This window comes from Ferrimonas sp. YFM (genome assembly GCF_030296015.1).
Lineage (GTDB): Bacteria > Pseudomonadota > Gammaproteobacteria > Enterobacterales > Shewanellaceae > Ferrimonas.
Genome location: NZ_AP027368.1, coordinates 1,072,518 through 1,096,909, shown reverse-complemented (window position 1 = coordinate 1,096,909; position 24,392 = coordinate 1,072,518). Strand labels below are relative to the sequence as shown.

Sequence of the window (24,392 nt, the reverse complement as noted above, 5' to 3'; positions counted from 1 at the left end):
GTGGCCGCGTTTTTCATTGCGCTAACAAATGACAGAATCAGGGACGGAACAGCGCCTCACTGGAGAGTCCCTGGGATCCCAGCAGATCCTTGAGGCGACGCAGGGCTTCAACCTGAATCTGACGAACCCGCTCTCGGGTCAGACCAATCTCCCGCCCCACGTCTTCCAGGGTGGAGGGCTCATAGCCCAGCAGTCCAAAGCGGCGAGCCAGTACTTCGCGCTGCTTGGAGTTAAGCTCATCAAGCCAGCGGACCACCGAGTCCTGGATGTCGTCTTCCTGCACCTTGGATTCGGGACCAGAGCTATCGTCGTCTGCAATGATGTCCAGCAGAGCCTTGTCGGAGTCACCACCGATGGGCGTGTCCACCGAGCTGATCTTCTCGTTCAGCTTCAGCATCTTGCTCACATCCTCAACCGGCTTGTCCAGTTTGGCGGCGATCTCGTCTGCGGTGGGCTCGTGATCCAGGCTGTGGGCCAGTTCACGGGCGGTGCGCAGGTAGACGTTGAGCTCTTTCACCACATGAATGGGCAGACGTATGGTACGGGTCTGGTTCATGATGGCGCGCTCGATGGTCTGACGGATCCACCAGGTCGCGTAGGTAGAGAAACGGAATCCACGCTCCGGGTCGAACTTCTCCACGGCGCGGATCAGTCCCAGGTTACCCTCTTCGATCAAGTCGAGTAGGGCCAGACCCCGATTGTTGTACCGGCGGGCGATCTTCACCACCAGACGCAGATTACTTTCGATCATCCGGTTACGGGATTTGGCACAATCACGCTGGGCACGGCGAGCGTAATAGACCTCCTCCTCGGCGGTGAGCAAGGGTGAGAATCCGATCTCACTCAGATACAACTGAGTGGCATCGAGATTTTTCTGCAGATCATCCTGAACCAGTTGATCTACTGCGGACTCTTTCGCTGCCTTTCGCTTGCCTGAAGTTGCCCGGTTGGAATCAGTCCCCAAAACTGCTTCTTCCCTGTTCAGATCTACGGCAGCACTGCTGTATTGCTTGATATTTCGACTCATTGGCCAGTCTCCCAATTTGTCCCAAACCACTGATGATTACTTCACGGTAAAGCCTCCATATACCTTGACGTCCCTTCAAGAAAGATTACTTCTTCGGCAGATAACGCTCCGGATCCACCGACTTACCCCGGTAACGGATCTCGAAGTGCAACATCACCCGATCGCTGTCTGTACTTCCCATTTCGGCGATCTGCTGACCTGCTTTTACTGCCTGTTTCTCTTTTACGAGTATTTTTCTGTTGTGGGCATAGGCACTCAGGTAATCGTCACTGTGTTTAATGATGATCAACTTGCCGTATCCCCTGAGAGCACTTCCGGCGTACACCACCCGGCCCTCGGCTGAAGCTACAACAGGCGCCCCCTCCCTGGAAGCGATATTCAACCCCTTTTGCCCCTGAGCGGAGTCGGAGTAACGGGCCACCACCTTTCCTGAGGCTGGCCAGCGCCACTTGGACACTTTCTTCGGCAATGAAGAGTTTAATGACCTGTTAATATTTTGTGAGCTTCTTGTTGAAGCATACTCCTGAGAATTTTTGGGATCAACAGATTTAGTGTTTTCTTTTTGTTTCGGCGATCTGACAGAGCTTGATGTGGATCGACTGGCATTCGCAGTTGTTTTTGCTGGTTTTCTGGTGCTGGAGGTGGTTGCTGCTGATTTTTTGACCGATCGCAAATCAAGCCACTGCCCGACCCGGATTGTATAGGGCGATGGCAGCTTGTTAATCCGGGCCAGATCCTTGTAGTCGTTGCCCGACGCCCAGGCAATGGAATAGAGGGTATCCCCAGGTTTTACCTGATACCTGGATTGACTGACACTGCCGCGGGCCTTGTCCTTGTAGGTTTTGCCTGTGTATAAACTTTCCACAGGCGCAGGTTTATGAGCCTGAAAACTGCATCCGACCAGAGAGAAGATCAGAAGCAAAAAGAAAGATCTGCTTACAAAACGAGCAGCATGGCGCACAGCAATCCTCCCAGTATCAACCATCCCAGCCAGGCGTAGGACTTGGGCAGGCGGCCCGTCTCCTTAGCCACCCAGGCCACCAAAACATATCGGCTGGCTCGACTCACCGTCGCCGCCAGCAGGAATAAGGGCCATGACACACCGCTGGCCCCGGCCGCCAGGGTGGCCAGCTTATAGGGCAGTGGCGTCAATCCGGTCACCGCCAGTATCCCCGCTCCCCATTGGCCATAGAGTGCCAGGATCTCCGTCAGTTCCGCCTCATAGTGCCAGCGCTGCACCAGAGGCATCACCAGAGCCTCCATGCCATAACGCGCCGCCAGGTAGGCAAGCAAACCACCGAGCACCGACCAGAACACCGTCAGGCAGGCCAGGGAAAACCACTGCCTGGGCTCCAGCCGACACATGGGCGCCAGGGCCAGTTCTGCAGGGATAGGCAGAATCAGCCCCTCCAGAAAGGCAAACGCCGCCAGAGAACGGCGGCGCAGCCTGTGTTCCTTACTCGGTGTCACCGGCCACCAAGGGCACAAAACGCACCTCCTCGAGCACCTCGCTCAGATAGCGATCGCCCTGGCGGGTGATCAGGTGCAGCACCTGAACCTGTTCGCCTATGGGGATCACCATCCGGCCACCGTCAGCCATCTGCTGCAGCAACGCCTGGGGCAGTTCCCGGGCGGCGGCGGTCACAATGATCCCGGCGAAGGGGGCCCGAGCCGGCCAACCCTGCCAGCCATCGCCATATTTAAAGGCGATGTTGTGCAGATCCATCTTCTTCAGTCGTTGCCTGGCCTTGATCTGCAGCCCCTTGATGCGCTCCACGGAACAGAGCTCCGGGACCAGTTGAGCCAGAATCGCCGACTGGTAGCCCGAACCGGTCCCGATCTCCAGCACCGGCCCTTCGGGCATATCCTGCAGCAGCGCCTGAGTCATGCGCGCCACGATATAGGGTTGGGAGATGGTCTGTCCCTGGCCTATGGGCAGCGCGGTGTTCTCCCAGGCCTTTTGCGTCAGGGCCCCCTCCACAAAGGAGGTTCTGGGGGTATTGGCGATGGCCGCCAGCACCCGCTCATTCTGGATGCCCGCCTGCCGAAGCAGGTCGGCCAGTCGCTGACCGTATACCTGGGCCTGACCTATCATGACAAGCCGCCCATCCAGCCCTTGAGCCCATCCAGCTGATCGTGGGCCGTCAGATCCACGGTCAGCGGGGTGATGGAGATGTAGCCGTTGGCCACCGCATGGAAATCGGTCCCCGGACCGGCATCCTGCTGCTGACCCGGAGGTCCCAGCCAGTAGATGTCGCGACCGGCGGGATCCTGGGTGCGGATCATCCCTTCCGCCTTATGACGAGCGCCCAGGCGGGTGACCACGACGCCCTGAATCGCCTCTTCCGGCAGGTCGGGCACGTTGATGTTGAGGATCTGGTTGGAGGGCAGCGGATTCTGTTTCAGGTGCTTGACCAGCTTCAGGGTGAACTGAGCGGCAGTCTCGTAGTGGCGCAGCTCACGACCCACCAGAGAAACGGCGATGGTGGGCAGCCCCAGATGGCGTCCCTCCATGGCCGCGGCCACGGTGCCGGAGTAGAGGGTGTCGTCCCCCAGGTTGGCGCCCGCATTGATGCCGGACACCACCAGGTCGGGCTCACCTTCCATCAGCTCACGAATCGCCAGGTGCACACAATCGGTGGGGGTGCCGTTCACCGCCAGATAGCCGTTCTCTATGGACTGCACCCGCAGCGGGTTGGTCAGGGTCAGCGAGTTGCTGGCCCCGGAACAGTTGCGGTCAGGTGCCACGGTCGTCACCTCTGCCAGAGAGGCCAAGGCCTCGGACAGAGCGCGGATTCCCGGGGCATGCACCCCGTCATCATTGCTTACCAGAATCTTCATAGTGGGCTATTTTTATCCATTAACCGTTTGATTTTCAAGATTGTGTGCCTCCTCATAGCGGAGCAGCTCACGCAATACCGCCGTGGCATAGGCCCCGGCAGGCAGCTGGAAGCTGAGCACCAGGGTCTCCCCCTCCAGTTGCCAGCTCATCTGCTCCGGGCGCAGCAACAGGGGACGACGCTCCTGATCCATGCGCGCATCCTTAAGTCCCTGGACCAGCTCTGGCCAGCGAGCCATCACTTCCTGCTCAAACTGGTCGGCCTCATCGTCACCGCTCTGGTAGTCACCGGCCATGGGCGCGGACAGACGCAGTTCCCCACGCACCACCCGCCCCGGGATCTCGGCGTCAGTGGCCTCAGACTTAAAGAAGCTGCCCCCGGTGGGCATCATCACCGTGTCCCCGGACAGAGAGGCCAGGCCATGCTGCTGCAGACGCTCGGACACCACATGGTTAAACAGGAAACTGCGGGCTGCGGACAGGTAGATGCTGCGCTTGTTCCTGTCCTTGATGCGCTTGCCGGCGAACATCTCTGCGGCACGCTCCACGTTGCGGCCCCCATGACCAAAGCGCTGCTCACCGAAGTAGTTGGGCACGCCCTGGGCCTTTATCTGTTCCAGGCGCTGCTCCAGATTGCTGCCAGGCTGCAGCTGACGCAGGGTCAGGGTAAAGCGGTTGCCGCTCAGGGCGCCGGTGCGCAGCTTCTTGCCATGGCGCAGGGCCTGCAACACCTGGAGGTCCTCACCATTGAGGGCGCTCCAGTCCGGGGTCTCCTTGCCAGGGATGCGGACACTGAACCACTGGGTGGTCACCCCATACTTATCCTTGAGTCCCGCCCAGGAGACGTCCATCCGCTTCACCCCGGCGAAACTGGCCAGCTTCTGGGCCAGCTGGTGGGTGGTCATCAGGCGCTTGCGGATCTGCAGCAGGTGGTGCTCACCCTGTCCGTCGGCCTCGAAAGGGAGGCCCTCTTCGACAATGAAGTCTTCAGGCTGGGTCCGCAGGATGGCATAGCCGTCAGGCTCGCCATGGAGATAGTGCCACTGGGGCAGGGTGTATTCAGTCACGGGTAAGTACCACTACTGCTTCGGTGGCGATCCCCTCGGCACGGCCGGTAAAACCCAGCTTCTCCGTGGTGGTCGCCTTTACGTTAACTTGATCCAGCGCCGACTCCAGGTCGGCACTGATGTTGGCGCGCATCTGTTGGATGTGGGGCGCCATCTTTGGGGCCTGGGCGATGACGGTCACGTCCAGGTTGCCCAGTGTGTATCCACGCTCCTTCACCAAAGCATAGCAATGGCGCAGCAGCACCCGGCTGTCCGCCCCCTTGAACTTAGGGTCGGTGTCGGGGAAATGGTGGCCGATGTCCCCCAGGGCCAGGGCCCCCAGCAGGGCATCGCTGATGGCGTGCAGGATCACATCCCCATCGGAGTGGGCCAGCAGCCCCTGGTGATAGGGCACCTTCACTCCGGCCAGGGTCACCGGACCCTCACCACCAAATTTATGCACATCGAAACCATGGCCAATGCGAATCATCTCTACTCCTTAATCAGCAACCCGGCGATGCGCAGATCGTCAGGGTGGGTCACCTTGATGTTGGCTGGGCTGCCCTCCACCAGGGTGGGGTGCCATCCCAGGCGCTCCATGGCGGAGGCCTCATCGGTTATGTTGGCGCCCTGCTCCAGGCCCTGAGCCAGGGCATCACGCAGGGCCTTGAGTGGGAACAACTGCGGGGTCAGGGCATGCCACAAGCCACTGCGCTCCACCGTGTGGTCAATGGCGCCATCGCCATTGGCCCGCTTCATGGTATCCCGTACCGGGGCGGCCAGGATGCCTCCCTGCTCGCCGGAAAGTCGGATCAACCGATCGATATCCTCATGGCTCAGACAGGGGCGGGCGGCATCATGGACCATCACCCAGGCCTGGTCGTCATCGATATGGCTCAGCGCACTGAGCACCGAATCGGCTCGCTCCTGCCCGCCAGGGACCCGGGTCAACCTGGGATCGGTGGACTCTGGCAACGCGTCGAAGAAGCCATCCTCACTGCCCAGTGCCACCACCACCTGAGTGATGCCGGGATGGCTGAGCAGCCGGCCCAGGGTGTGGGACAGTATGGGGCGACCATTGAGTGGCAGATACTGCTTGGGAATGTCGGCTCCCATGCGCTTGCCAACGCCGGCCGCGGGCACCACGGCGTAAATGGGGGTGTGCTTAGGTAACATCTTGGCTCCGGGATGGGCGGATTACTGGCGGGCAGAATCAGCGGAGGGGCGTTTGATCACCCGAAAGAACTGCTCATTGGGTCCCACCATGCCCAGCTCGTTCCGGGCGCGCTCTTCGATGGACTCCAGCCCATCGCGCAGATCGGTGATCTCCTGACGCAGCATCTGATTGCGCTGTTCCAGTTGCAGGTTGTTGGCCTGCTGCTCGGCGATCTGTGACTCCAGCCGACGCACTTCGGCGTAGCCATTCTCTCCGTTCCAGAGACGGTACTGAAGCCCAACCAGGGACAGCGTCAAGACAATAAGCAGCAGTCGCATCGTATCCACCCGCAATATGATGACAAGATCTTGACCCAAGGCGACCAAAAAGGAAAGTCATCAGACACAAAAAAAGCCGCCCTAAGGCGGCTTTTCAGTATGGTTTTCAACGCGTCAAGGCATTAGCCCTGGCCGTTGATCTCCTTCAGGCCACGGTAAGGTACGTTACCGCCCAGGGCCTCTTCGATGCGCAGCAACTGGTTGTACTTGGCAACACGGTCAGAGCGGCACAGGGAGCCGGTCTTGATCTGGCCGGCAGCGGTGCCCACAGCCAGGTCGGCGATGGTGGCATCTTCGGTCTCACCGGAACGGTGGGAGATCACTGCGGTGAAGCCAGCGTCTTTGGCCATCTTGATGGCGTCCAGGGTCTCGGACAGGGAGCCGATCTGGTTGAACTTGATCAGGATGGAGTTACCGATGCTGTTGTCGATACCGCGCTTGAGGATCTTGGTGTTGGTTACGAACAGGTCGTCACCCACCAGCTGGATCTTGTCACCCAGGATCTTGGTCAGGTAGGCCCAGCCTTCCCAGTCGGACTCGTCCAGGCCATCTTCGATGGATACGATGGGGTACTGAGCGCTCAGCTCGCCCAGGTAGTCGGAGAAGGCGTTGGAATCGAAGCTCTTGTCTTCGCCGCTCAGGACATACTGACCGTCTTTGTAGAACTCGGAAGCCGCGCAGTCCAGAGCCAGGGTCACGTCGGTGCCCAGCTTGTAGCCAGCCGCTTCAACCGCTTCCTTGATCACAGCCAGGGCGTCGGCGTTGGAGGCCAGGTTAGGGGCGAAACCACCTTCGTCACCTACGGCAGTGTTCAGACCCTTGGCCTTCAGTACCTTCTTCAGGCTGTGGAAGATCTCGGCACCCATGCGCAGGGCTTCACGGAAGTTAGGCGCGCCAACAGGCTGTACCATGAACTCCTGGATGTCCACGTTGTTGTCCGCGTGCTCACCACCGTTGAGGATGTTCATCATAGGTACTGGCATGGAGTACTCACCAGGGGTACCGTTCAGCTCAGCGATGTGGGCGTACAGAGGCAGACCCTTGGCGGCAGCGGCGGCCTTGGCAGCGGCCAGAGACACAGCCAGGATGGCGTTGGCACCCAGGTTGTCTTTGTTCTCGGTGCCGTCCAGGTCGATCATCACCTTGTCCAGACCACGCTGGTCAGCGGCGTCGAAGCCCACCAGGGCAGGAGCGATAGAGTCGTTAACGTTGGCAACGGCTTTCAGTACGCCCTTACCCAGGTAGCGGGACTTGTCACCGTCACGCAGTTCCAGGGCTTCACGGGTACCGGTGGAGGCACCGGAGGGAGCACAGGCCATGCCGACAAACCCGCCTTCCAGATGCACTTCGGCTTCTACAGTGGGGTTACCGCGGGAGTCCATGACTTCGCGGCCGACAATCTTAACGATCTTTGCCATTTCAAAGTTTCCTATTACAGAGTTTCAAAGTTAAAGGACGGGCGCCACAAGGGCACCCGCCCGGGAATCTCGCTCTAGTTTAGTTCCCTTTTCTGGAACTCGTCTGCTGCCTTCACAAAACCGGCAAACAGGGGGTGACCGTCACGTGGAGTGGAAGTGAACTCTGGGTGGAACTGGCCGGCCACAAACCATGGGTGACCTGGGATCTCGATGATCTCAACCAGTTTCTTGTCGGTGGACAGACCGGTGAAGGCCAGACCCGCCTCTTCCAGGCGCTTGACGTAGTTGTTGTTCACTTCGTAACGGTGACGGTGGCGCTCAACGCAGGTGGCGCCGCCGTACATCTGGGCTACTTTGGAGCCCTCTTTCAGGTGGCACAGCTGGCCACCCAGGCGCATGGTGCCGCCGAGGTCGGAGCCTTCAGTGCGCTCCTCTACATTACCCTCTTCGTCGACCCATTCTGTGATCAGACCCACAACAGGGTGATCGGTGCCTGAATTGAACTCGCTGGAGTGTGCGCCTTCCAGGCCGGCCACATTGCGGGCGAACTCAATCAGAGCCACCTGCATACCCAGGCAGATACCCAGGTAGGGCACCTTGTTTTCACGGGCGTAACGGGCGGCCATAATCTTGCCTTCCACGCCACGCTCACCGAAGCCACCGGGTACCAGGATGCCGTCCAGGCCTTCCAGGATGGAGGTGCCCTTGGCTTCCACGTCTTGGGAGTCCACGTACTTGATGGTCACGGAGACACGGTTCTTCAGACCGCCGTGCTTCAGCGCCTCGTTGACGGACTTGTAGGCGTCAGGCAGTTCAACGTATTTGCCCACCATGCCGATGGTCACTTCGCCGGTTGGGTTGGCCTCTTCGTAGATCACCCGCTCCCACTCGGACAGGTCCGCTTCAGGACAGGTCAGGCCAAAGCGCTTGGCACACAGCTCATCCAGTCCCTGGGATTTCAGCAGGGCCGGGATTTTGTAGATGCTGTCCACATCCTTCAGGCTGATTACCGCCTTCTCTTCGACGTTACAGAACAGGGCGATCTTGCGACGCTCGTTGGCGGGCACCACGCGATCGGAACGGCAGATGAGGATATCGGGCTGAATACCGATGGACAGCAGCTCTTTTACTGAGTGCTGAGTCGGCTTGGTCTTCACTTCACCGGCGGCGGACAGGTAAGGCACCAAAGTCAGGTGCATAAACATGGCACGATCACGGCCCAGTTCTACCGCCAGCTGACGCAGGGCTTCCAGGAACGGCAGGGACTCGATGTCACCCACGGTACCGCCCACTTCCACAATGGCCACGTCATGACCTTCGGCACCGGAGATCACCCGCTCTTTGATGGCGTTGGTGATGTGAGGGATCACCTGGATGGTGGCACCCAGGTAGTCGCCGCGACGCTCTTTGCGCAGAACGTCGGCATAGATGCGGCCGGAGGTGAAGTTGTTGCGCTTGCTCATCTTGGTGCGGATGAAGCGCTCGTAGTGGCCCAGGTCCAGGTCGGTTTCGGCACCGTCTTCGGTCACGAACACCTCACCGTGCTGAGTGGGGCTCATGGTGCCGGGATCCACGTTGATGTAGGGATCCAGTTTCATGATGGTCACGTTAAGACCGCGAGCTTCCAGAATGGCGGCAAGAGACGCTGCTGCAATGCCTTTACCCAACGAGGAAACCACCCCGCCCGTCACGAAGATATAATTTGTAGTCATGCTGAACCTGAGATAAGAATGATACGACTTAGTGGGAGTTCACTATAGGACGGGATGACAGTATACCAGAGGCCCCAGGGCAGGACAATCTGAGAAGCGTTGAATCCGTCTCAAATTAATCGCAATCCCCTGAAGCCTTTATTGGTGATTTTTGCGCCAGACGAAGTAACGACGAAAGGGCTATTCCCGCCCCTTCACCTGCTGCCAGTAGGCCTCCAGCTGTTCCAGGGTGTGGGCATCAAGTTCCCGACCTGACTCGCCAGCCAGCGCCTCCACCCCACGGAAGCGTCGCTCAAACTTGTCGTTGGCCCGGCGCAGGGCCTGCTCCGGGTTCACCTTGAGATGACGGGCCAGGTTGGTGACGGCAAACAGCAGGTCACCCACCTCCTCGGTGAGTTTCTCCTGATCCACCACCACCTGATGGGCCTCCTCGAGCACCTCATCCACCTCTTCGTGGACCTTGTCCACCACTGGCCCCAGGCTGTCCCAGTCGAAGCCGACGGTGGCCACCCGCTTCTGAATCTTCACCGAGCGAGTCAGGGCAGGCATTCCCCTGGGGATGTCATCCAACAGGGAGTGCTCCCCCTTGTCTGCCCGCTCGGCAGACTTGGTGGCTTCCCAGTTGGCCTTGAGCTCCGTCTCGGGGATCTGGGCGTCGGTGAACACATGGGGGTGGCGCCGCTCCAGTTTGTCACTGATGCGTCTGGCCACCTCCTCGAAATCGAACCAGTGCTTCTCCTTGCCCAGTTGGGCATAGAACACCACCTGAAACAGCAGGTCCCCCAGCTCGCCGGGCAGCCCCTCCCAGTCACCCCGCTCGATGGCGTCGGCCACCTCGTAGGCCTCCTCCAGGGTATGGGGCACTATGGAGGCAAAATCCTGTTTCAGATCCCAGGGGCAACCGCCGTCGGGATCGCGCAGCTTGGCCATGATGGCCAGCAGTCTGTCCATCTGACTCACAGTCTGCCTACCTCCACCACGCCGGGAATTTGGCTCAGCCGGGACACCAGCCTACTCAGGGATTCCATGTTGTACAGCTCCAGCTTGAGCTCGATGATGGCGGTGTGTTTCATGTTGTCCGAGCGGCTGCGCATCTCGGTGACGTTGGACTTCTCATTGGTGAGCAAGGTGGTTACGTCCCGCAGCAGGCCGTTGCGGTCATTGGCCACCACCCGGATGCTGACGCTGTAGCCGCCGGCGGCGCTCTCGCCCCAGACCACGTCCACGCCACGCTCCGGGCTGCGCTCCAGCATATCCTTGAGCTGCTCACACTCCTCCCGGTGCACGGAGACGCCGCGTCCCTGGGTGATGTAGCCGTAGATGGGATCCCCGGGCAGGGGCTGACAGCACTTGGCCAGGTGGGTCATCAGGTTGCCCACCCCGTTAACCTCAATCTGGCCACTGCGGCGGCTGGGGCGGGAGGGGGCCCGATTGACCAGTTCGGCCACCGCGTCCTCTTCGTTCTCCATGGCGCGCTTATGACGGCTCTGGATGTGGTTGATCACCTGATTGAGGCGGATGTCACCACCGCCGATGGCGGCCAGCAGGTCATCCAGGCTGTGCATATTGAAGCGCTCGACCGCGGAGCTGGCCTCCTCCAGCTTGAGGCCGTGACGGCCCAGCTCGGTCTCCAGGATCTCCCGGCCGGCGACGGTGTTCTTCTCTTTGTCTTCCTGCTTGAAGAAGTGGGCAATCTTGGCCCGGGCGCGGCTGGTCTTGATGTAACCCAGGTTGGGGTTGAGCCAGTCTCGCTTGGGGTTGGGCTGCTTGGCGGTGATGATCTCCACCCGCTGGCCGGTCTCCACCTCGGTGGTGAAGGGCACGATGCGGCCATCGATCTTGGCGCCGATGCAGCGGTGGCCCACCACCGAGTGGATGTAGTAAGCAAAATCCAGCACGGTGCTGCCGGCAGGCATGTCCACCACGTCTCCCCTGGGGGTAAACACGTAGACCCTGTCCTCGAACACCTGGCTGCGCACCTCGTCGATGAGGTTGCCGCTCTCCACCACATCCTCCTGCCACTGGAGAATCTTTCTCAGCCAGTTGATCTTCTCTTCGAAGCCGGTGGATTTGCCGGACTGGGGCCCCTCTTTGTATTTCCAGTGGGCGGCCACACCCAGCTCGGCGTCCTGGTGCATCTGCTCGGTGCGGATCTGAATCTCCACACTCTTGCCCGCCGGGCCCAGCACCACAGTATGAATGGACTGGTAACCGTTGGGCTTGGGGGTCGCCACATAGTCATCGAATTCGTTGGGCAGATGGCGCCACTTGGTGTGCACCACCCCCAGGGCGGCGTAGCAGTCCTGCAGCCGCTCGGCGATGATGCGCACGGCGCGCACATCGAACAGTTCGGAAAACGCCAGGTTCTTCTTCTGCATCTTCTTCCAGATGCTGAAGATGTGCTTGGGACGGCCATAGACCTCGGCGCGGATGCCGTCTCTGTCCAGGTTCTGCTGCAGGTCGGAGACAAACTCATGGATGTAGCTTTCCCGGTCGATGCGTTTCTCGTCCAACAGCCTGGCGATATCTTTGTAGGTGTCCGGGTGCAGGTAACGGAAGGAGAGGTCCTCCAGTTCCCACTTCAGCTGACCAATACCCAGACGGTTGGCCAGGGGCGCGTAGATGTCGCGCACCTCCCGGGCCAGCACCACCCGGGTCTCCTCGTCGGCGTTTTTCACCTCGCGGAGCATGACCACCCCCTCCGCCAGCTTGATCACCACGGCGCGGACATCCTCCACCATGGCCAGCAGCATGCGACGCAGGTTATCGATCTGGCCCTCGGAGGCGTGCACGCCGCTGCCGGTCTGTAGGGTGCGGATGGCGTCCATCACCTGAACGCTCTTGATCAGGGGCAGCAGCTTGGCGTCGTACTTCTCCTCGATCTGCTCCAGGGTCAGCAGTCCCTCATCCAGGCAGGTGAACAGGACACTGGCCTCCAGGGTGGCGATGTCCATGTTCAGGGGCAGCAGGATCTCCACCATCTCCCTGGCGCGGATCAGGCACGCCTCCAGCACCGGACGCTCCTCCACGGTCAGTTCCTGACAATATCGGAAACAGGCCTCCAGCTTCTGGCGCGACTCCGCGCTGAGCTCCAGCTGCATCAGCCACTGGCTAAGATCGACCTGCTGTTCTCCGAAATGGATCTGACGAACCGATACCATGGTGTTTTGTCATCCTATGTAGAGCGTGATTCCTTCACCGCCTGCCGGCGGCATCCTGTTGTTCAGAGCCCACTTTTTTCGAAAAGTGCCATGGACTCCAGATGTTGAGTATGGGGGAACATATCCACCAGTCCAACCCTCTTGAGGCGATATCCCTGCTCAGTGAGCAATTTTGCGTCACGGGCCAAACTGGCGGGGTTGCAGGAGACATAGAGCACCCGTTTAGGCGACCATTGGCTCAGGTGGGTCAGAGCCCCGCCTGCGCCTGCCCGGGCAGGGTCAAGCAGCAGCAGGTCCACCGGTTTGAGCCAGCGAGGGTCCCCCTCACCATCGTTGAGATCCGCCTGACAGAAGGTGAGGTTGTCCACCCGCAGCTCCCGGGCGCGCTCATTGCCCCGGGCCACCATGGTATCCACCCCCTCCACCGCCAATACCGACCGGCAGCGCCGCGCCAGAGGGAAGCTGAAGTTACCGATGCCGGCAAACAGCTCCAGCACGCTGTCCTCCTCATCCGGTGCCAGCCAGTCCAGGGCCTGGGCCACCATCCCCTGGTTCACCTGATCGTTCACCTGAATGAAGTCACCAGGCAGATAGGCCAGGGGCTCACTCATCTCACCCAGCTCAATGGCGAAAGGTGCAAGAGGCTTGCCATCGATGCGGCGCACCTGCGCCCCCTCATCCAGCAACACCGTCAGCTCATGCTCGAGGGCAAAGGCTTCGAGGGCGGCGCAATCCTGCTGCTTGAGGGGTTTGAGCACCCTCAAGCAGAACAGGTCACCGCTGGCGGTGCGGGTCAGCTCCAGGTGTCCCAGCTGACGTTTTCCCTTGAGGCCGTTCAGCAGACTGTGGATCTGAGGCAGCAGATCGGCAAAGGGCTGCACCAGTATGGGGCAGCGGCGCACCGGTTCGATCTCACTGCTGCCCTCACGGCGAAACCCCATCTGCAGCTCGCCCTTATCCACCTTGAGGGCCAGGCGGGCACGACGGCGGTAGTGCCAGCCGGCGCCTTTAATGGGCTCCGCCACCTCTTGTGGTTCACAGCCCCCCAGGCGGGACAGCATGTCCAGCAGCGCCTGCTGCTTATAGGCCCGCTGCTCCTGCTGGGACAGATGCTGAACCTGACAGCCGCCACAGCGGCCGAAGTGCTCACACTCCGGCGCGATGCGCAGTGGGCTCTCTCCCAGTCGTTTGAGCAGCCTGGCCTGGGCGAAGCGCTTCTTTTGCTCGGTCAGTTGAACCTCGCCGCGCTCACCGGGCAGCAGGCCAGGGACGAACACCACCTTGCCCTCGTGGTCGGCCACCCCCTGGCCCTTGTGATCCAGGCGCTGGACATCCAGGATGATTTTTTTCGACAACTTCTTTAATTTATTGGACTTAGGGGTAAAAAACTGTGCCATGAAAAGGTCCGTTGATTACAATAGGGGGATCCACACAGGCGTGGTTACGGCCGGAATCGCCTGCGGCGCCCGGTTTACCAGGGCGCAGAGCGGATCACCTGAGCCAAAACAGATAAGGGGAGCATTGTCCCACAGATGAATGGGGTCACCAAATACAGTCTCAGAGCCTGGGTACTGGTGCTGGCGTTGGCGCCCACCATACTGATCGGCATTCTGCTGGGCAGCTTCTTTACCCTGACCCGCTTTTCTGAGCTGGACCAGTCCCTGATCAACCGGGGGGAGAACATCGTCAGCCCCCTGGCGATGGCGGCCAGCTATGGCCTGAGCACCAGTAACCGGGACTACAGCCAGCGCCTGATCGACATGATCCACAAGCAGAACTCCCTGTTCATTCAGTTGATCGCCATCTTTGACAACGAAAACCAGGTGTTTGCCACCAGCCAGTACCGGCAAAACTTCGACCTGATAAAGCTGCCCCTGAACCGGGACCTCAAGCAGGGGATGGACGTGGAGCACATCGGCGACCATGTGATCATGCGCGCCCCCATCTTCACCCTGCCCACCCCCAACGTCGACACCAACTTTACCCCACGCACCCAGCTGGGCTACGTGGTGCTGCAGATCAACAAGCATGAAGCCCTGGTGAGTCAGTACCGGGGGGCGGGCTGGGCCTTCATCATCGTGCTCATTGGGGTGCAGCTGAACCTGCTGTTCACCTTCCGGCTGATGAAAAACGTCACCCGGCCGATCACCGACATGGTGGCGGCGGTGGCCAAGATACGTGAAGGCAAACTGGATACCCGGCTCCAGGGCGAGCTGATCGGCGAGCTGGACCAGCTCAAGCGGGGCATCAACGCCATGGCCTCCTCCCTGGCGGAGTACCACAATGAGATGCAGCAGAACATCGACCAGGCCACCTCGGATCTGAGGGAGACCCTGGAGCAGATCGAGATTCAGAACGTCGAGTTGGACATCGCCAAGAAGCGGGCCCTGGAGGCCAGCCGGGTGAAATCGGAGTTTATGGCCAACATGAGCCACGAGCTGCGCACCCCACTCAACGGAGTGATCGGCTTTACCCGCCAGTTGCTGAAGACCCCGCTCCACGACAACCAGCGTGACTACCTGAAAACCATCGAGCGCAGCGCCAGCAACCTGCTCTCCATCATCAATGACATCCTCGACTTCTCCAAACTGGAGGCGGGACGGATGGTGCTGGAGAAGATGCCCTTCGCCCTGAGGGACGCCGTGGATGAAACCATGCAGCTGCTCTCCACCGCTGCCGCCGAGAAGGGGCTGGAACTGGTGATTGAGATCGATGACCACCTGCCGGACAGCCTCAACGGTGACGTGATGCGGCTGCAGCAGATCCTCACCAACCTGGTGAACAATGCGGTCAAATTCACCGACAAGGGCAGCGTGCGCCTGCAACTGGACGCCGCCAAGGAGACCGCCGACCGGGTGCTGATCCGCGGTGAAGTCTCGGACACCGGCATCGGCATCTCCAAGGAGCAGCAGTCCCTGCTGTTCCAGGCCTTCGGTCAGGCGGACAGCTCCATCAGCCGTCGCTTCGGCGGAACCGGTCTGGGACTGGTGATCACCAAGCGTCTGGTCAACCACATGGAGGGCCAGATCGGCTTCACCAGCAGCGAGGGGCAGGGCTCCACCTTCTGGTTCACCCTGAGCATAGAGAAGAGCCCCTTTACCATCTCCGATCCCCTCAACCTGGATCAGGTACGGGGCCAGAGTGCCCTGGTGTTCGAGCCCAGGCTGCTCACCCGCAACAACCTGGTGCAGCAGCTGGAAAACTGGCAGATGGACACCACCGCCTGTGGTTCCAGCGCACCACTGCAGAATTATCTGGAGGGGCGTCACTTCAGCCACGCGCTGATCGCCTGGCGTAAGCTGCAACCCAGCGAGTCGATGATGGAGACCCTGGGCACCATCCGCCAGCACTGTGACAACCTGGTGCTGCTGCTGGACAGCGACAGCAGTGAGGTGATTCACCAGGTGGAGGAGCTGGGCATCGACCACTGCCTGACCCTGCCCATGAGTGAACGGCGGCTGTTTGCCAGCCTCACCAATGGTGGCCCCCAGCACCTGCCGGCGGCCGAGCCGCCCCAGTTGCCTCCCCGGGAGAAGCGCGCCCTGAAAACCCTGGCGGTGGACGACAACAGAGCCAACCTCAAGCTGATCGATACTCTGCTCCAGGAACTGGTCACCCGGGTTGACACCCTCTCCTCGGGGACCGAAGCGATTCGCCGGGCCGCCGAAGAGGAGTACGACCTGATCTTTATGGATATCCAGATGCCGGACATCGACGGCATCCAGGCCACCCGGGAGATCCGCCGCGCCTCGCTGAACACCCGCACCCCCATTATTGCGGTCACCGCCCACCTGCTGGGTGAAGAGCGTGAGGAGGTGCTGGCCAGCGGCATGGATGACATCCTCACCAAACCCATCGACGAGAGTGGTCTGGAGGAGATGATCGTGCGCTGGACCGCTCCGGTCACCGCCGAGGCCAGCCAGGTGGTGGACTGGGAGCTGGCCCTGACCCAGTCCGGCGGCAACGATGACCTGGCCCGGGAGATGCTGAAGATGCTGGCCCAGAGCATTCCTGAGACCCGGGAGCAGATAGAACACTCCCTGAACCAGGGGGACCGCCACACCCTGCAGCAGACGGTACACAAACTGCACGGGGCCACCTGTTATTCCGGCGTCCCTGCCCTGCAGTCCCTGTGCGCCAACCTGGAAGGACAACTCAAACAGGGACAGGGCACCCTGGACCTGGAACCGGAAATTCTCGAGTTACTCGACGAGCTAAACAAGGTAGAATCCGCTGCCGAGACCATACTGGCAGCCTAAACGGAATCGATAGATGAGCAAAACACCCGGCTTCTTCAGCCGCATCAAAGCGCTGAGCGCAGATCAAAAACGCCTGTTTGCCACCGCCCTGGCGGAACGTATGCTGCCCAATTTCCAGCTGTTCTGTGCCGCTACAGAGAGTGAAGGAGCCGACCAGCTCCAGGTCTCCCTGGACCTGCTGTGGGAGAGCTGCTTTACCCAGAGGCTGAAACTGGCCATGGAACAGCAGATCGAAAAACTGGAAGCGATCACTCCGGACCCGGAGCAACACGACATGTATGGGGTCTACCCCGCCATGGATGCCGTGGTCGCCGTCTCCACCATCTTCATTGCCATGCAGCAGAAGGTAGAGGAAGACCTGATCAACGTCTCCAAGCTCTCCAGCTCCACGGTCACCAACTACATCGAAGTGACCGAGATGCCCGAACTGGAGGGACGCGCCCTGGATGATTTCATCTTCAATCACGAGATGATGCAGGAGGAGAAATCGATTCAGTCCCAACTGCTGGACTGGGTGGAGTCCGAGCCCTCTTCAGAAGAGATCAAGGAGATGCGTAAGGAGATCCGCAGCAGCGGCGTTTCCAACATCGGCATCAGCCTGTAAGACTCCCCAGCCACTATTCCAAACCAAGCCCCGCCAAGCGGGGCTTTTTTGATCTACACCGCAAAAAACTAAATTCACTACCTCTTTTGAGGGATATACCGAATTCGGGCGCTCTCTTTTGTGACTACTACCTCACAAAAAAAATACAAAATCCGCTTAGATATGCGTGAAACCACATATACACACATAGGCATATAGCTATGACCACAAAAAGAGAGTTCAGCACGTCCCGCAGGGCGTTATTGAAAGCTTCACTGGCCGGCACTGCCGCCACCGGGATCAGCGGTGGCTTTGCCTTTGCTCCGGTAATGGACGCCATCGCCGCCGAGCTGCCCAAGGTAGACCTGCGCACCAACACAGGCACCTGGGTCCCCACCACCTGTCAGGGTTGCACCTCCTGGTGTGCCAAGCAGGTCTACATCATGGATGGTCGCGCCACCAAGGTGCGAGGTAACCCCTACTCCAAGATCCACGACACCGCAGGTTGCCCCCGTCAGCACCTGGGTCTGCAGATGGTGTACGACGCGGATCGCCTCAAGACTCCGATGATGCGCACCAACCCCAAGAAGGGTCGCAACGAAGATCCCAAATTTGTGCCCATCAGCTGGGACAAGGCCCTGGATATGATTGCCGATCGCATCCTAGACCTGCGTGAGCGCGGCGAGAGCCACAAGTACGCGTTGCTCCGTGGCCGCTACTCTCTGGCCCGGGATCTGCTGTATGACAAGATGACCAAGATCATTGGCTCCCCCAACAACATCTCCCACAGCGCCATCTGTGCCGAGGCCCACAAGATGGGGCCCTTCTATCAGGACGGCAACTGGGGCTACAACCAGTATGACGTAACCAACACCAAGTACATCCTCTCCTTTGGTGCCGATCCCATCGCATCCAACCGCCAGGTGAGCTTCTACTCCAGCGAGTGGGGCAACACCCTAGACCGCGCCAAGGTGGTGGTGGTGGACCCACGTCTGTCCGCGTCCGCGGCCAAGGCCCATAAGTGGATCCCCATCGAGACAGGTCAGGATTCCGCCCTGGCCCTGGCCATCGCCCACGAAGCTCTGGTGGCCGGCGTCTGGTACAAGCCGTTTGTCGGAGACTTCAAAGACGGCAAAAACCACTTCGTTGCCGGCAACAAGGTGGATGAGTCCCTGTTCGAAGACAAGTACAGCCATGGTCTGGTGAAATGGTGGAACCTGGCGCTGAACCAGTACAGCGCCGAGTGGGGCGAAAGCGTGACCGGCGTGAAAGCCGATGACATCCGCACCATGGCCAGAGAGATGGGATCCGCCGCTCCTGCAGTGCAGGTGTGGACCGCCCGTGGCGCGGTGATGCAGACCCGGGGCACCTACACCTCCATGGCCTGTCACGCCCTCAACGGCCTGTTCGGTGCCATCGACAATGAAGGCGGCCTGTTCCCCTACAACAAGGCGCCAGTGAGCAAAACCTTCCCCGATGCCGCGGACTACATTGACGCCATCGCCAAGAAGGGCAAGAAGCACGAAAAGATCGACCAGCGTGGCCGTCTGGAATTCCCCGCCCTGAAGAAGGGTAAGTCCGGTAAGGGCGTGGTCACCAACAACGCCGCCGACGGCATCCTCAACGCCGATCCCTATGAGATCGAGGTGATGCTGGCCTACTTCAACAACTTCACCTTCGCCGCACCGGAAACCGAGCGTTGGGAGAAGGCCCTGAGCCGCCTGCCCTTCATGGCGCACATCACCACCAGCATCTCCGAGTTCAGCTGGTTTGCCGACGTGTTGCTGCCCTCCAGCCACCACATGTTCGAGAAATGGGGCCTGCTGAAGGCCGCCGGTAATGGCGTCAGCCACGTGTCTCTGCAGGTGCCCAGCATCAAGCGGATGTACGACACCCGTCAGGATGAGACCGAGGTGCCCTACCTGCTGGCCAAGAAGTTGGCGGACAAGGGCTTCGACAACGCCTGGCGCTACATCAATGACAAGATTGTCGATCCGGAAACCGGCAAGCCGGCCAAGGACTCCGAAGAGTTTGCCGAGATCGCCATCAAGCACCTGACCACCGGCATCTGGCAGAAAGACGCCTCCAAGTATGGTGAGAAGCTCTCCGGCTGGGACGAGTTTGTGAAGCGCGGCGTATGGAACTCCCACCCCTATGAGTACCGCAAGCGCTGGGGCAAGTTTAAGACCGATACCCACAAGTTCGAGTTCTACAGCGTCACCCTGGAGCACGCCCTGGGCAAACACGCCAAGCGTCACCATGTGTCCATCGACGACGTGGTCAAGGCCTGTGAGTACACCGGCTTCGGTGAATTGGCCTTCGTGCCTCACTACCAGGAGCCGGTTCGTGACGGCGACGCCAAAGAGTTCCCACTGCTGCTGGTGGACCACAAGTCTCGCCTCAGTCACGAAGGCCGTTCTCAGAACGCCCCCTGGTTCTATGAGTTTGGCGATGTTACCCCTGGCGATGAAGCCTATCAGGATGTGGCCAAGATGAACCCCATTGATGCCAACGCTTTGGGCATCAAGGATGGCGACGAAATTCGCATCATCAGCACTGTGGGCGAGCTGACCTGTACCGCCAAGCTGTGGGAAGGGGTACGTCCAGGCAGTGTCGCCAAGGCGTTTGGCCAGGGTCACTGGGCCTACGGCCGCTACGCCGCCAAGGAGTTCGGCAAGACCCCACGCGGTGGCAGCAACAACGCCATCATCCCGGCCCGCTACGACAGATTCAGCGGCGCCTCGGCCTTCTATGGCCACACCCGTATCCGTATCGAGAAAGCGTGAGGTAACAACAGATGAAATTTGGAATGGTTATCGACCTGCAAAAATGCGTAGGTTGCGGCGGCTGTGACCTCGCCTGTAAGACGGAAAACAACACCCCTGAAGGGATCCAGTGGTCCCATCACATCAGCAAAACCGAGGGGAAATTCCCCGACGTGAGCTACAGCTACATCCCCACTCTGTGCAACCACTGTGAGGACGCAGCCTGTGTGAAGGTGTGCCCCAAGGGCGCCATGTACAAGGCGGACAACGGCCTGACCCTGCAGGACAACGACAAATGCATCGGCTGCCGCCGCTGTGAGCGCGCCTGCCCCTACGGCGTCATCAGCTTCAACAAGCAGGCCCCGCACCGCAGCTGGCAGGATGACACCGCCCTGGTGGAAAACGGTACCGTCTCACCGAAAGAGGTGCTGATGGTTACCGGCGCCAAGCACTCGCCCCACGAGAACCCGGAGCGCGGCGACACCTATCCGGTCACCCGCCCCCGCCGTACCGTCGAGAAGTGCACCGGTTGTGACCACCGCCAGGCCGTGGGCCTTGCTCCCGCCTGCGTGGACGCCTGTCCGGCTGGCGCCCGGGTGGTTGGGGATCTCAGCGATCCCAACAGCGAGGTATCCCGCCTGATCAAGATGCACAAACCGATGCAGCTCAAGCCTGAAGCGGGCACCAAGCCCAGCATCTATTACATCCGAACCTTCGGTGTAAGACAGGCCTAAGCCCATGATAAACGGCGGGGCAACCCGCCGTTTTTTTTGGAGAGACACCATGCCAAGTGCCAGCTTTATCAGCCTGCCCACAGGGTGCAGCAACCCCAGCATTCACCACCATCAGATTGCCCGTTCTCTGAAGCGTCAGGGCGTCGCCCTGAGCCTGTGGCAGCAGACGGTGGATCCGGAGGAGGGGTATCCCCAGGGCATCATGGACCAACTGGTTGAACAGTTGCGCTCCGTGGACATGACCATCATGGAGGTGTATCAGGACTCCATGCTGGCTGCGGTAGCCGCAGGCTACAGCGCAGCGGCAGGAAAACCGCTGATATTATTGAAAAAGCATGGATGCAACACCCTTCCGGAACTGGAGGGAATGGCCAACAGAATCATTCACTACGACAGCCCTGAGCAGATCAGGCTGTTCTGACCCTTAAGGGTCGGTCCCCAAGGGGCACTCTCTCCCCCGCGGGGGCCGGCCCGCCTACTCCTGCCCCCTATTCAGGCCCAGAGCAGCTCTGCCCGACGGCCAATGCGCGAACACACAATCAAGCCTGATGCCGGCTCAGATAGTCAACCTGCTCCTCGCTGGCCAGGGCACCGGGACGAGCCTGGCGCACCGCTTCCACCACCTCAGACAGGGGGATGCCGGCGGCCAGCAGCAATCGGGCTGCCACCAGGCCTGTTCTGCCGGTGCCGCCCCGGCAATGGACCGAGACCCGCTCGCTGCTCAGCAGCCGGGGAAGCAGTTGCTCCATCGCCTGGGGCCATTGATGCTCAAAGGCCTCATCCGGCAAAGACTTGTCTTTCACCGACAGATGCTGCCAGGCGATCCCCTGGGATTCAGCCTCAGGGCCCAACCCGGCAATGCCAAACCGCTGCAACTCCTCGTCGGTGAGGGTCGTGACCATGGCGGTCACCCCCAGTTGCTTCAGCGTCTTCAGATCCCCGGTCAGGTCCCCCTCCAACCCGGGGGCCGAGTGGAGAGCCAGGTTAACCCCGGACAGGGTCAGGGTGATGGGAGAAAAGCTCATTATGGCGCTCCTTGTGAGAGGGATTGGCTGCTGTCTTTGGGCAGCCAGAGTGAGATCAGTGTAGTCAGTGCCAGGAAGGCTGCAGAAACCCAGAGACAGGCCGCCAGTCCGGCCAGTTGGAACACCAGCCCCGACAGTATGGTGCCCACCAGCCGCCCCATGGCGTTGGCCATGTAGTAGAAGCCCACATCCATGGACACCCCGTCCTCACCGGCGTAATGGACGATGAGGAAGGAGTGCAGGCTGGAGTTCACCGCAAACACCGCACCAAACAGCATCAGCCCCACCACTATGGTGAACTGGGGCAGAAACTGCAGCTGCACCCCTAGGGCGACCATCAGGGTCACCCCTGTCAGCAGCGCCGCCCACTTCAGGGCACCAGCGCCGTCGGGCACCGCCCCATGGCGACGGTCACTGCCGGTGATTCTGGGGGCGATCCCCTGAACGAAGCCGTAGCCGATCACCCACAGAGCCAGGAAGCCGCCGACGGCGGTGTGGCTCCAGCCAAAAGTGGTGCCCAGATACACCGGCAGGGCAATCACAAACCAGAGATCCCGGGCCCCGAACAGGAACAACCGCGCCGCCGACAAAATGTTGATGCTGGGGCTCTTGGAGAACAGCTGGGAGAACTTAGGCTTGCTCTTGGCCCGCCCCATGTCCTGCCCCAGCCAGTTGAGGCTGGCCAGCAGCACCAGCAGCAGTACTCCGGCCATGGCCACCATGGCCCCCTGGAAGCCCAGCACCACCAACAGCAGGCCACCGAGGAAGAACCCCGCCCCCTTGAGGGCGTTTTTGGAGCCGGTCAGCACCGCCACCCAGTGGTAGAGGGCACCGGACTCCCCCTTGGGCACCAGGGTCTTGATGGCACTCTTGGCGCTCATCTTATTGAGATCTTTGGCGATGCCCGACAGCGCCTGGGCCGCCATCACATAGGGCACCGACAGCCAGGGTGAGGGTACCGCCAGCATCAGCAGCGCCACCACCTGCATCCCCAACCCAAGGTTCATGGTGCGGTTGAGGCCGATGCGCGCCCCCAGGTAGCCGCCCACCAGGTTGGTGACCACCCCGAAGATCTCGTAGAAGAGGAACAGCGAGGCGATGGCCAGCGGGCTGTAACCCAGCTGATGGAAGTGGAGCACCACCAGCATCCTCAGGGCGCCGTCGGTCAGGGTGAAGTTCCAGTAATTGAAGGTCACCAGCAAGTACTGGCGAAGGCCTGGGCTCAGGCCGCGTATCTTGGCAATCATAGAGTCAGTAGATAAACCAGCATAGAAAAGGCCGACCCAGAGGTCGGCCTGAAATCAAAGACCCTGGGCCACCAGGTAGCGGGCCAGCTCCATGGTACGGTTGACGTAGCCCCACTCGTTGTCATACCAGAGGTAGAGCTTAAGCTGGGTGTCGTTCACCACCATGGTGGAGGGGGCATCCACCACGCTGGAGTGGGGGTTGGTGCGATAATCGATGGAGACCAGAGGACGCTCCTCATAGCCCAGCACCCCTTTCAGTTCACCTTCTGCGGCCTCTTTCAGCAGGGCATTGACCTCCTCCACCGTGGTGGCCCGCTCCAGCTCGAACACGCAATCGGTAATGGAGGCGTTGCACAGAGGCACCCGCACCGCATGGCCGTTGAGCCGGCCCTTGAGCTCGGGGAAGATGTGGGTGATGGCGGTAGCCGACCCCGTAGTGGTGGGGATCAGGCTCTCGCCACAGGCGCGGGCACGGCGCAGATCCTTATGGGGCGCATCCAGAATGGTCTGGGTGTTGGTGATGGAGTGGATGGTGGTCATGGAGCCGTGCTTGATGCCCAGCTTCTCCTGGATCACCTTCACCGCTGGCGCCAGACAGTTGGTGGTACAGGAGGCGGCGGTGACAATGCGGTGCACCTCCCTGTCGTACCAGTGATGGTTTACGCCATAGACTGCATCGAGCACCCCTTCCTGCTTCACCGGCGCCGTCACCACCACGCGCTTGACCCCCTGGTCCAGGAAGGGCTGCAGTTTCTCTTTGCTCTTGAACTTGCCGGATGCCTCAATGACAATGTCGCACCCGGACCAGTCGCCCTCCGCCGGAGTCTTGTGGCTGGTCACTTCGATGCGTTTGCCGTCGATGATCATCGCATCGCCTTCACTGCGGATCTCCGCATCCCAGCGACCATGAACGCTGTCAAAGGCCAGCAGGTGGCTCAGGCTGTCGGCGTCACCCGCCGGGTCATTCACCTGAACAAATTCAAAGTCCGGCCACTGCCAGGCGGCGCGCAGGGCCAGGCGCCCCATGCGCCCGAATCCGTTGATGCCTACTTTTACCGTCATCTTTCTCTCTCTCAGTCGGT

At 60.5% G+C, this 24,392-nt stretch carries 22 protein-coding genes; 5 read left to right on the top strand and 17 right to left on the bottom strand.

The features are described 5' to 3' along the window. Nucleotides 1-37: 37 nt before the first annotated feature. The 14 genes from rpoS to rlmD all read right to left on the bottom strand — a co-directional run bounded on the left by rpoS (nt 38) and on the right by rlmD (nt 14,094). Nucleotides 38-1,027, bottom strand: coding sequence for an RNA polymerase sigma factor RpoS (rpoS, locus tag QUE41_RS05110; RefSeq protein ID WP_286341848.1), 990 nt, complete (start codon nt 1,025-1,027; stop codon nt 38-40). 85 nt (nt 1,028-1,112) lie between these two features. Further along, nucleotides 1,113-1,988, bottom strand: coding sequence for a peptidoglycan DD-metalloendopeptidase family protein (locus tag QUE41_RS05105; RefSeq protein ID WP_286341847.1), 876 nt, complete (start codon nt 1,986-1,988; stop codon nt 1,113-1,115). After that, nucleotides 1,964-2,497 (bottom strand): YqaA family protein, encoded by a 534-nt coding sequence (locus QUE41_RS05100; protein ID WP_286341846.1) that lies wholly within the window; start codon nt 2,495-2,497, stop codon nt 1,964-1,966. Before QUE41_RS05100 ends, QUE41_RS05105 begins: the two co-directional genes overlap by 25 nt. After that, a complete protein-coding gene (locus tag QUE41_RS05095; RefSeq protein WP_286341845.1) occupies nt 2,484-3,122 on the bottom strand; it encodes a protein-L-isoaspartate(D-aspartate) O-methyltransferase in 639 nt (212 codons plus the stop codon). The genes QUE41_RS05100 and QUE41_RS05095 overlap by 14 nt, the downstream gene beginning before the upstream one ends. Continuing rightward, nucleotides 3,119-3,868, bottom strand: a complete 750-nt coding sequence (gene surE / locus QUE41_RS05090) for a 5'/3'-nucleotidase SurE (protein WP_286341844.1) — start codon at nt 3,866-3,868, stop codon at nt 3,119-3,121. Before surE ends, QUE41_RS05095 begins: the two co-directional genes overlap by 4 nt. A 12-nt stretch (nt 3,869-3,880) precedes the next feature. Then, nucleotides 3,881-4,933: a tRNA pseudouridine(13) synthase TruD gene (truD, locus tag QUE41_RS05085; protein ID WP_286341843.1), complete on the bottom strand. Its 1,053-nt coding sequence runs from the start codon at nt 4,931-4,933 to the stop codon at nt 3,881-3,883. Further along, nucleotides 4,926-5,402 (bottom strand): 2-C-methyl-D-erythritol 2,4-cyclodiphosphate synthase, encoded by a 477-nt coding sequence (gene ispF, locus QUE41_RS05080; protein ID WP_286341842.1) that lies wholly within the window; start codon nt 5,400-5,402, stop codon nt 4,926-4,928. Before ispF ends, truD begins: the two co-directional genes overlap by 8 nt. A gap of 2 nt (nt 5,403-5,404) precedes the next feature. Further along, nucleotides 5,405-6,088 (bottom strand): 2-C-methyl-D-erythritol 4-phosphate cytidylyltransferase, encoded by a 684-nt coding sequence (gene ispD, locus QUE41_RS05075; RefSeq protein WP_286341841.1) that lies wholly within the window; start codon nt 6,086-6,088, stop codon nt 5,405-5,407. Nucleotides 6,089-6,109: 21 nt separating this feature from the next. Beyond that, complete coding sequence (gene ftsB, locus QUE41_RS05070; protein WP_286341840.1) at nt 6,110-6,406, bottom strand: cell division protein FtsB; 297 nt, start codon at nt 6,404-6,406, stop codon at nt 6,110-6,112. Between the two features lie 122 nt (nt 6,407-6,528). Continuing rightward, entirely contained in the window at nt 6,529-7,824 is a 1,296-nt protein-coding gene (gene eno, locus QUE41_RS05065) for a phosphopyruvate hydratase (RefSeq protein WP_286341839.1), read from the bottom strand. Between the two features lie 74 nt (nt 7,825-7,898). Continuing rightward, complete coding sequence (gene pyrG, locus QUE41_RS05060; protein WP_286341838.1) at nt 7,899-9,536, bottom strand: CTP synthase; 1,638 nt, start codon at nt 9,534-9,536, stop codon at nt 7,899-7,901. A 180-nt stretch (nt 9,537-9,716) separates the two neighbouring features. Next, nucleotides 9,717-10,487 (bottom strand): nucleoside triphosphate pyrophosphohydrolase, encoded by a 771-nt coding sequence (gene mazG, locus QUE41_RS05055; RefSeq protein WP_286341837.1) that lies wholly within the window; start codon nt 10,485-10,487, stop codon nt 9,717-9,719. 5 nt (nt 10,488-10,492) lie between these two features. Further along, nucleotides 10,493-12,697 (bottom strand): GTP diphosphokinase, encoded by a 2,205-nt coding sequence (gene relA / locus QUE41_RS05050; protein WP_286341836.1) that lies wholly within the window; start codon nt 12,695-12,697, stop codon nt 10,493-10,495. A 62-nt stretch (nt 12,698-12,759) separates the two neighbouring features. Further along, nucleotides 12,760-14,094 (bottom strand): 23S rRNA (uracil(1939)-C(5))-methyltransferase RlmD, encoded by a 1,335-nt coding sequence (gene rlmD, locus QUE41_RS05045; RefSeq protein ID WP_286341835.1) that lies wholly within the window; start codon nt 14,092-14,094, stop codon nt 12,760-12,762. Nucleotides 14,095-14,229: 135 nt separating this feature from the next. On the opposite strand from rlmD, the gene barA reads away from it, so the two are divergent. From barA to QUE41_RS05020, 5 genes are all read left to right on the top strand, one after another. Further along, a complete protein-coding gene (barA, locus tag QUE41_RS05040) occupies nt 14,230-16,956 on the top strand; it encodes a two-component sensor histidine kinase BarA (protein WP_286341834.1) in 2,727 nt (908 codons plus the stop codon). 13 nt (nt 16,957-16,969) lie between these two features. Next, on the top strand, nt 16,970-17,560 hold the full coding sequence (locus QUE41_RS05035) for a YjaG family protein (RefSeq protein WP_286341833.1): 591 nt from the start codon (nt 16,970-16,972) through the stop codon (nt 17,558-17,560). 200 nt (nt 17,561-17,760) lie between these two features. Then, nucleotides 17,761-20,325, top strand: coding sequence for an arsenate respiratory reductase molybdopterin-containing subunit ArrA (gene arrA / locus QUE41_RS05030; RefSeq protein WP_286341832.1), 2,565 nt, complete (start codon nt 17,761-17,763; stop codon nt 20,323-20,325). Nucleotides 20,326-20,336: 11 nt separating this feature from the next. Continuing rightward, on the top strand, nt 20,337-21,038 hold the full coding sequence (gene arrB, locus QUE41_RS05025; RefSeq protein WP_286341831.1) for an arsenate respiratory reductase iron-sulfur subunit ArrB: 702 nt from the start codon (nt 20,337-20,339) through the stop codon (nt 21,036-21,038). A 49-nt stretch (nt 21,039-21,087) separates the two neighbouring features. Next, nucleotides 21,088-21,459 carry a hypothetical protein gene (locus tag QUE41_RS05020; protein ID WP_286341830.1) on the top strand — a complete coding sequence of 124 codons (372 nt, stop codon included), beginning with the start codon at nt 21,088-21,090 and terminating at the stop codon, nt 21,457-21,459. A gap of 118 nt (nt 21,460-21,577) precedes the next feature. Here the strand turns inward: QUE41_RS05020 and QUE41_RS05015 are convergent, their stop codons facing one another. Genes QUE41_RS05015 through QUE41_RS05005 form a run of 3 tightly spaced genes read right to left on the bottom strand, consistent with a single transcriptional unit; the run spans nt 21,578 to nt 24,372 of the window. Beyond that, on the bottom strand, nt 21,578-22,063 hold the full coding sequence (locus QUE41_RS05015; RefSeq protein ID WP_286341829.1) for a phosphatase domain-containing protein: 486 nt from the start codon (nt 22,061-22,063) through the stop codon (nt 21,578-21,580). Next, nucleotides 22,063-23,310: an organoarsenical effux MFS transporter ArsJ gene (arsJ, locus tag QUE41_RS05010; protein WP_286341828.1), complete on the bottom strand. Its 1,248-nt coding sequence runs from the start codon at nt 23,308-23,310 to the stop codon at nt 22,063-22,065. Before arsJ ends, QUE41_RS05015 begins: the two co-directional genes overlap by 1 nt. 54 nt (nt 23,311-23,364) lie before the next feature. Further along, nucleotides 23,365-24,372, bottom strand: a complete 1,008-nt coding sequence (locus tag QUE41_RS05005; protein WP_286341827.1) for an ArsJ-associated glyceraldehyde-3-phosphate dehydrogenase — start codon at nt 24,370-24,372, stop codon at nt 23,365-23,367. Nucleotides 24,373-24,392 lie beyond the last annotated feature (20 nt).

What these genes read in the sequence shown, in the direction of transcription:
- rpoS (WP_286341848.1), bottom strand. Translation starts at nt 1,027, where the DNA reads ATGAGTCGAAATATCAAGCAATACAGCAGTGCTGCCGTAGATCTGAAC.
- QUE41_RS05095 (WP_286341845.1), bottom strand. Translation starts at nt 3,122, where the DNA reads ATGATAGGTCAGGCCCAGGTATACGGTCAGCGACTGGCCGACCTGCTT.
- surE (WP_286341844.1), bottom strand. Translation starts at nt 3,868, where the DNA reads ATGAAGATTCTGGTAAGCAATGATGACGGGGTGCATGCCCCGGGAATC.
- ispF (WP_286341842.1), bottom strand. Translation starts at nt 5,402, where the DNA reads ATGATTCGCATTGGCCATGGTTTCGATGTGCATAAATTTGGTGGTGAG.
- ispD (WP_286341841.1), bottom strand. Translation starts at nt 6,088, where the DNA reads ATGTTACCTAAGCACACCCCCATTTACGCCGTGGTGCCCGCGGCCGGC.
- ftsB (WP_286341840.1), bottom strand. Translation starts at nt 6,406, where the DNA reads ATGCGACTGCTGCTTATTGTCTTGACGCTGTCCCTGGTTGGGCTTCAG.
- eno (WP_286341839.1), bottom strand. Translation starts at nt 7,824, where the DNA reads ATGGCAAAGATCGTTAAGATTGTCGGCCGCGAAGTCATGGACTCCCGC.
- pyrG (WP_286341838.1), bottom strand. Translation starts at nt 9,536, where the DNA reads ATGACTACAAATTATATCTTCGTGACGGGCGGGGTGGTTTCCTCGTTG.
- mazG (WP_286341837.1), bottom strand. Translation starts at nt 10,487, where the DNA reads ATGGACAGACTGCTGGCCATCATGGCCAAGCTGCGCGATCCCGACGGC.
- relA (WP_286341836.1), bottom strand. Translation starts at nt 12,697, where the DNA reads ATGGTATCGGTTCGTCAGATCCATTTCGGAGAACAGCAGGTCGATCTT.
- rlmD (WP_286341835.1), bottom strand. Translation starts at nt 14,094, where the DNA reads ATGGCACAGTTTTTTACCCCTAAGTCCAATAAATTAAAGAAGTTGTCG.
- barA (WP_286341834.1), top strand. Translation starts at nt 14,230, where the DNA reads ATGAATGGGGTCACCAAATACAGTCTCAGAGCCTGGGTACTGGTGCTG.
- QUE41_RS05035 (WP_286341833.1), top strand. Translation starts at nt 16,970, where the DNA reads ATGAGCAAAACACCCGGCTTCTTCAGCCGCATCAAAGCGCTGAGCGCA.
- arrA (WP_286341832.1), top strand. Translation starts at nt 17,761, where the DNA reads ATGACCACAAAAAGAGAGTTCAGCACGTCCCGCAGGGCGTTATTGAAA.
- arrB (WP_286341831.1), top strand. Translation starts at nt 20,337, where the DNA reads ATGAAATTTGGAATGGTTATCGACCTGCAAAAATGCGTAGGTTGCGGC.
- QUE41_RS05020 (WP_286341830.1), top strand. Translation starts at nt 21,088, where the DNA reads ATGCCAAGTGCCAGCTTTATCAGCCTGCCCACAGGGTGCAGCAACCCC.
- QUE41_RS05015 (WP_286341829.1), bottom strand. Translation starts at nt 22,063, where the DNA reads ATGAGCTTTTCTCCCATCACCCTGACCCTGTCCGGGGTTAACCTGGCT.
- arsJ (WP_286341828.1), bottom strand. Translation starts at nt 23,310, where the DNA reads ATGATTGCCAAGATACGCGGCCTGAGCCCAGGCCTTCGCCAGTACTTG.
- QUE41_RS05005 (WP_286341827.1), bottom strand. Translation starts at nt 24,372, where the DNA reads ATGACGGTAAAAGTAGGCATCAACGGATTCGGGCGCATGGGGCGCCTG.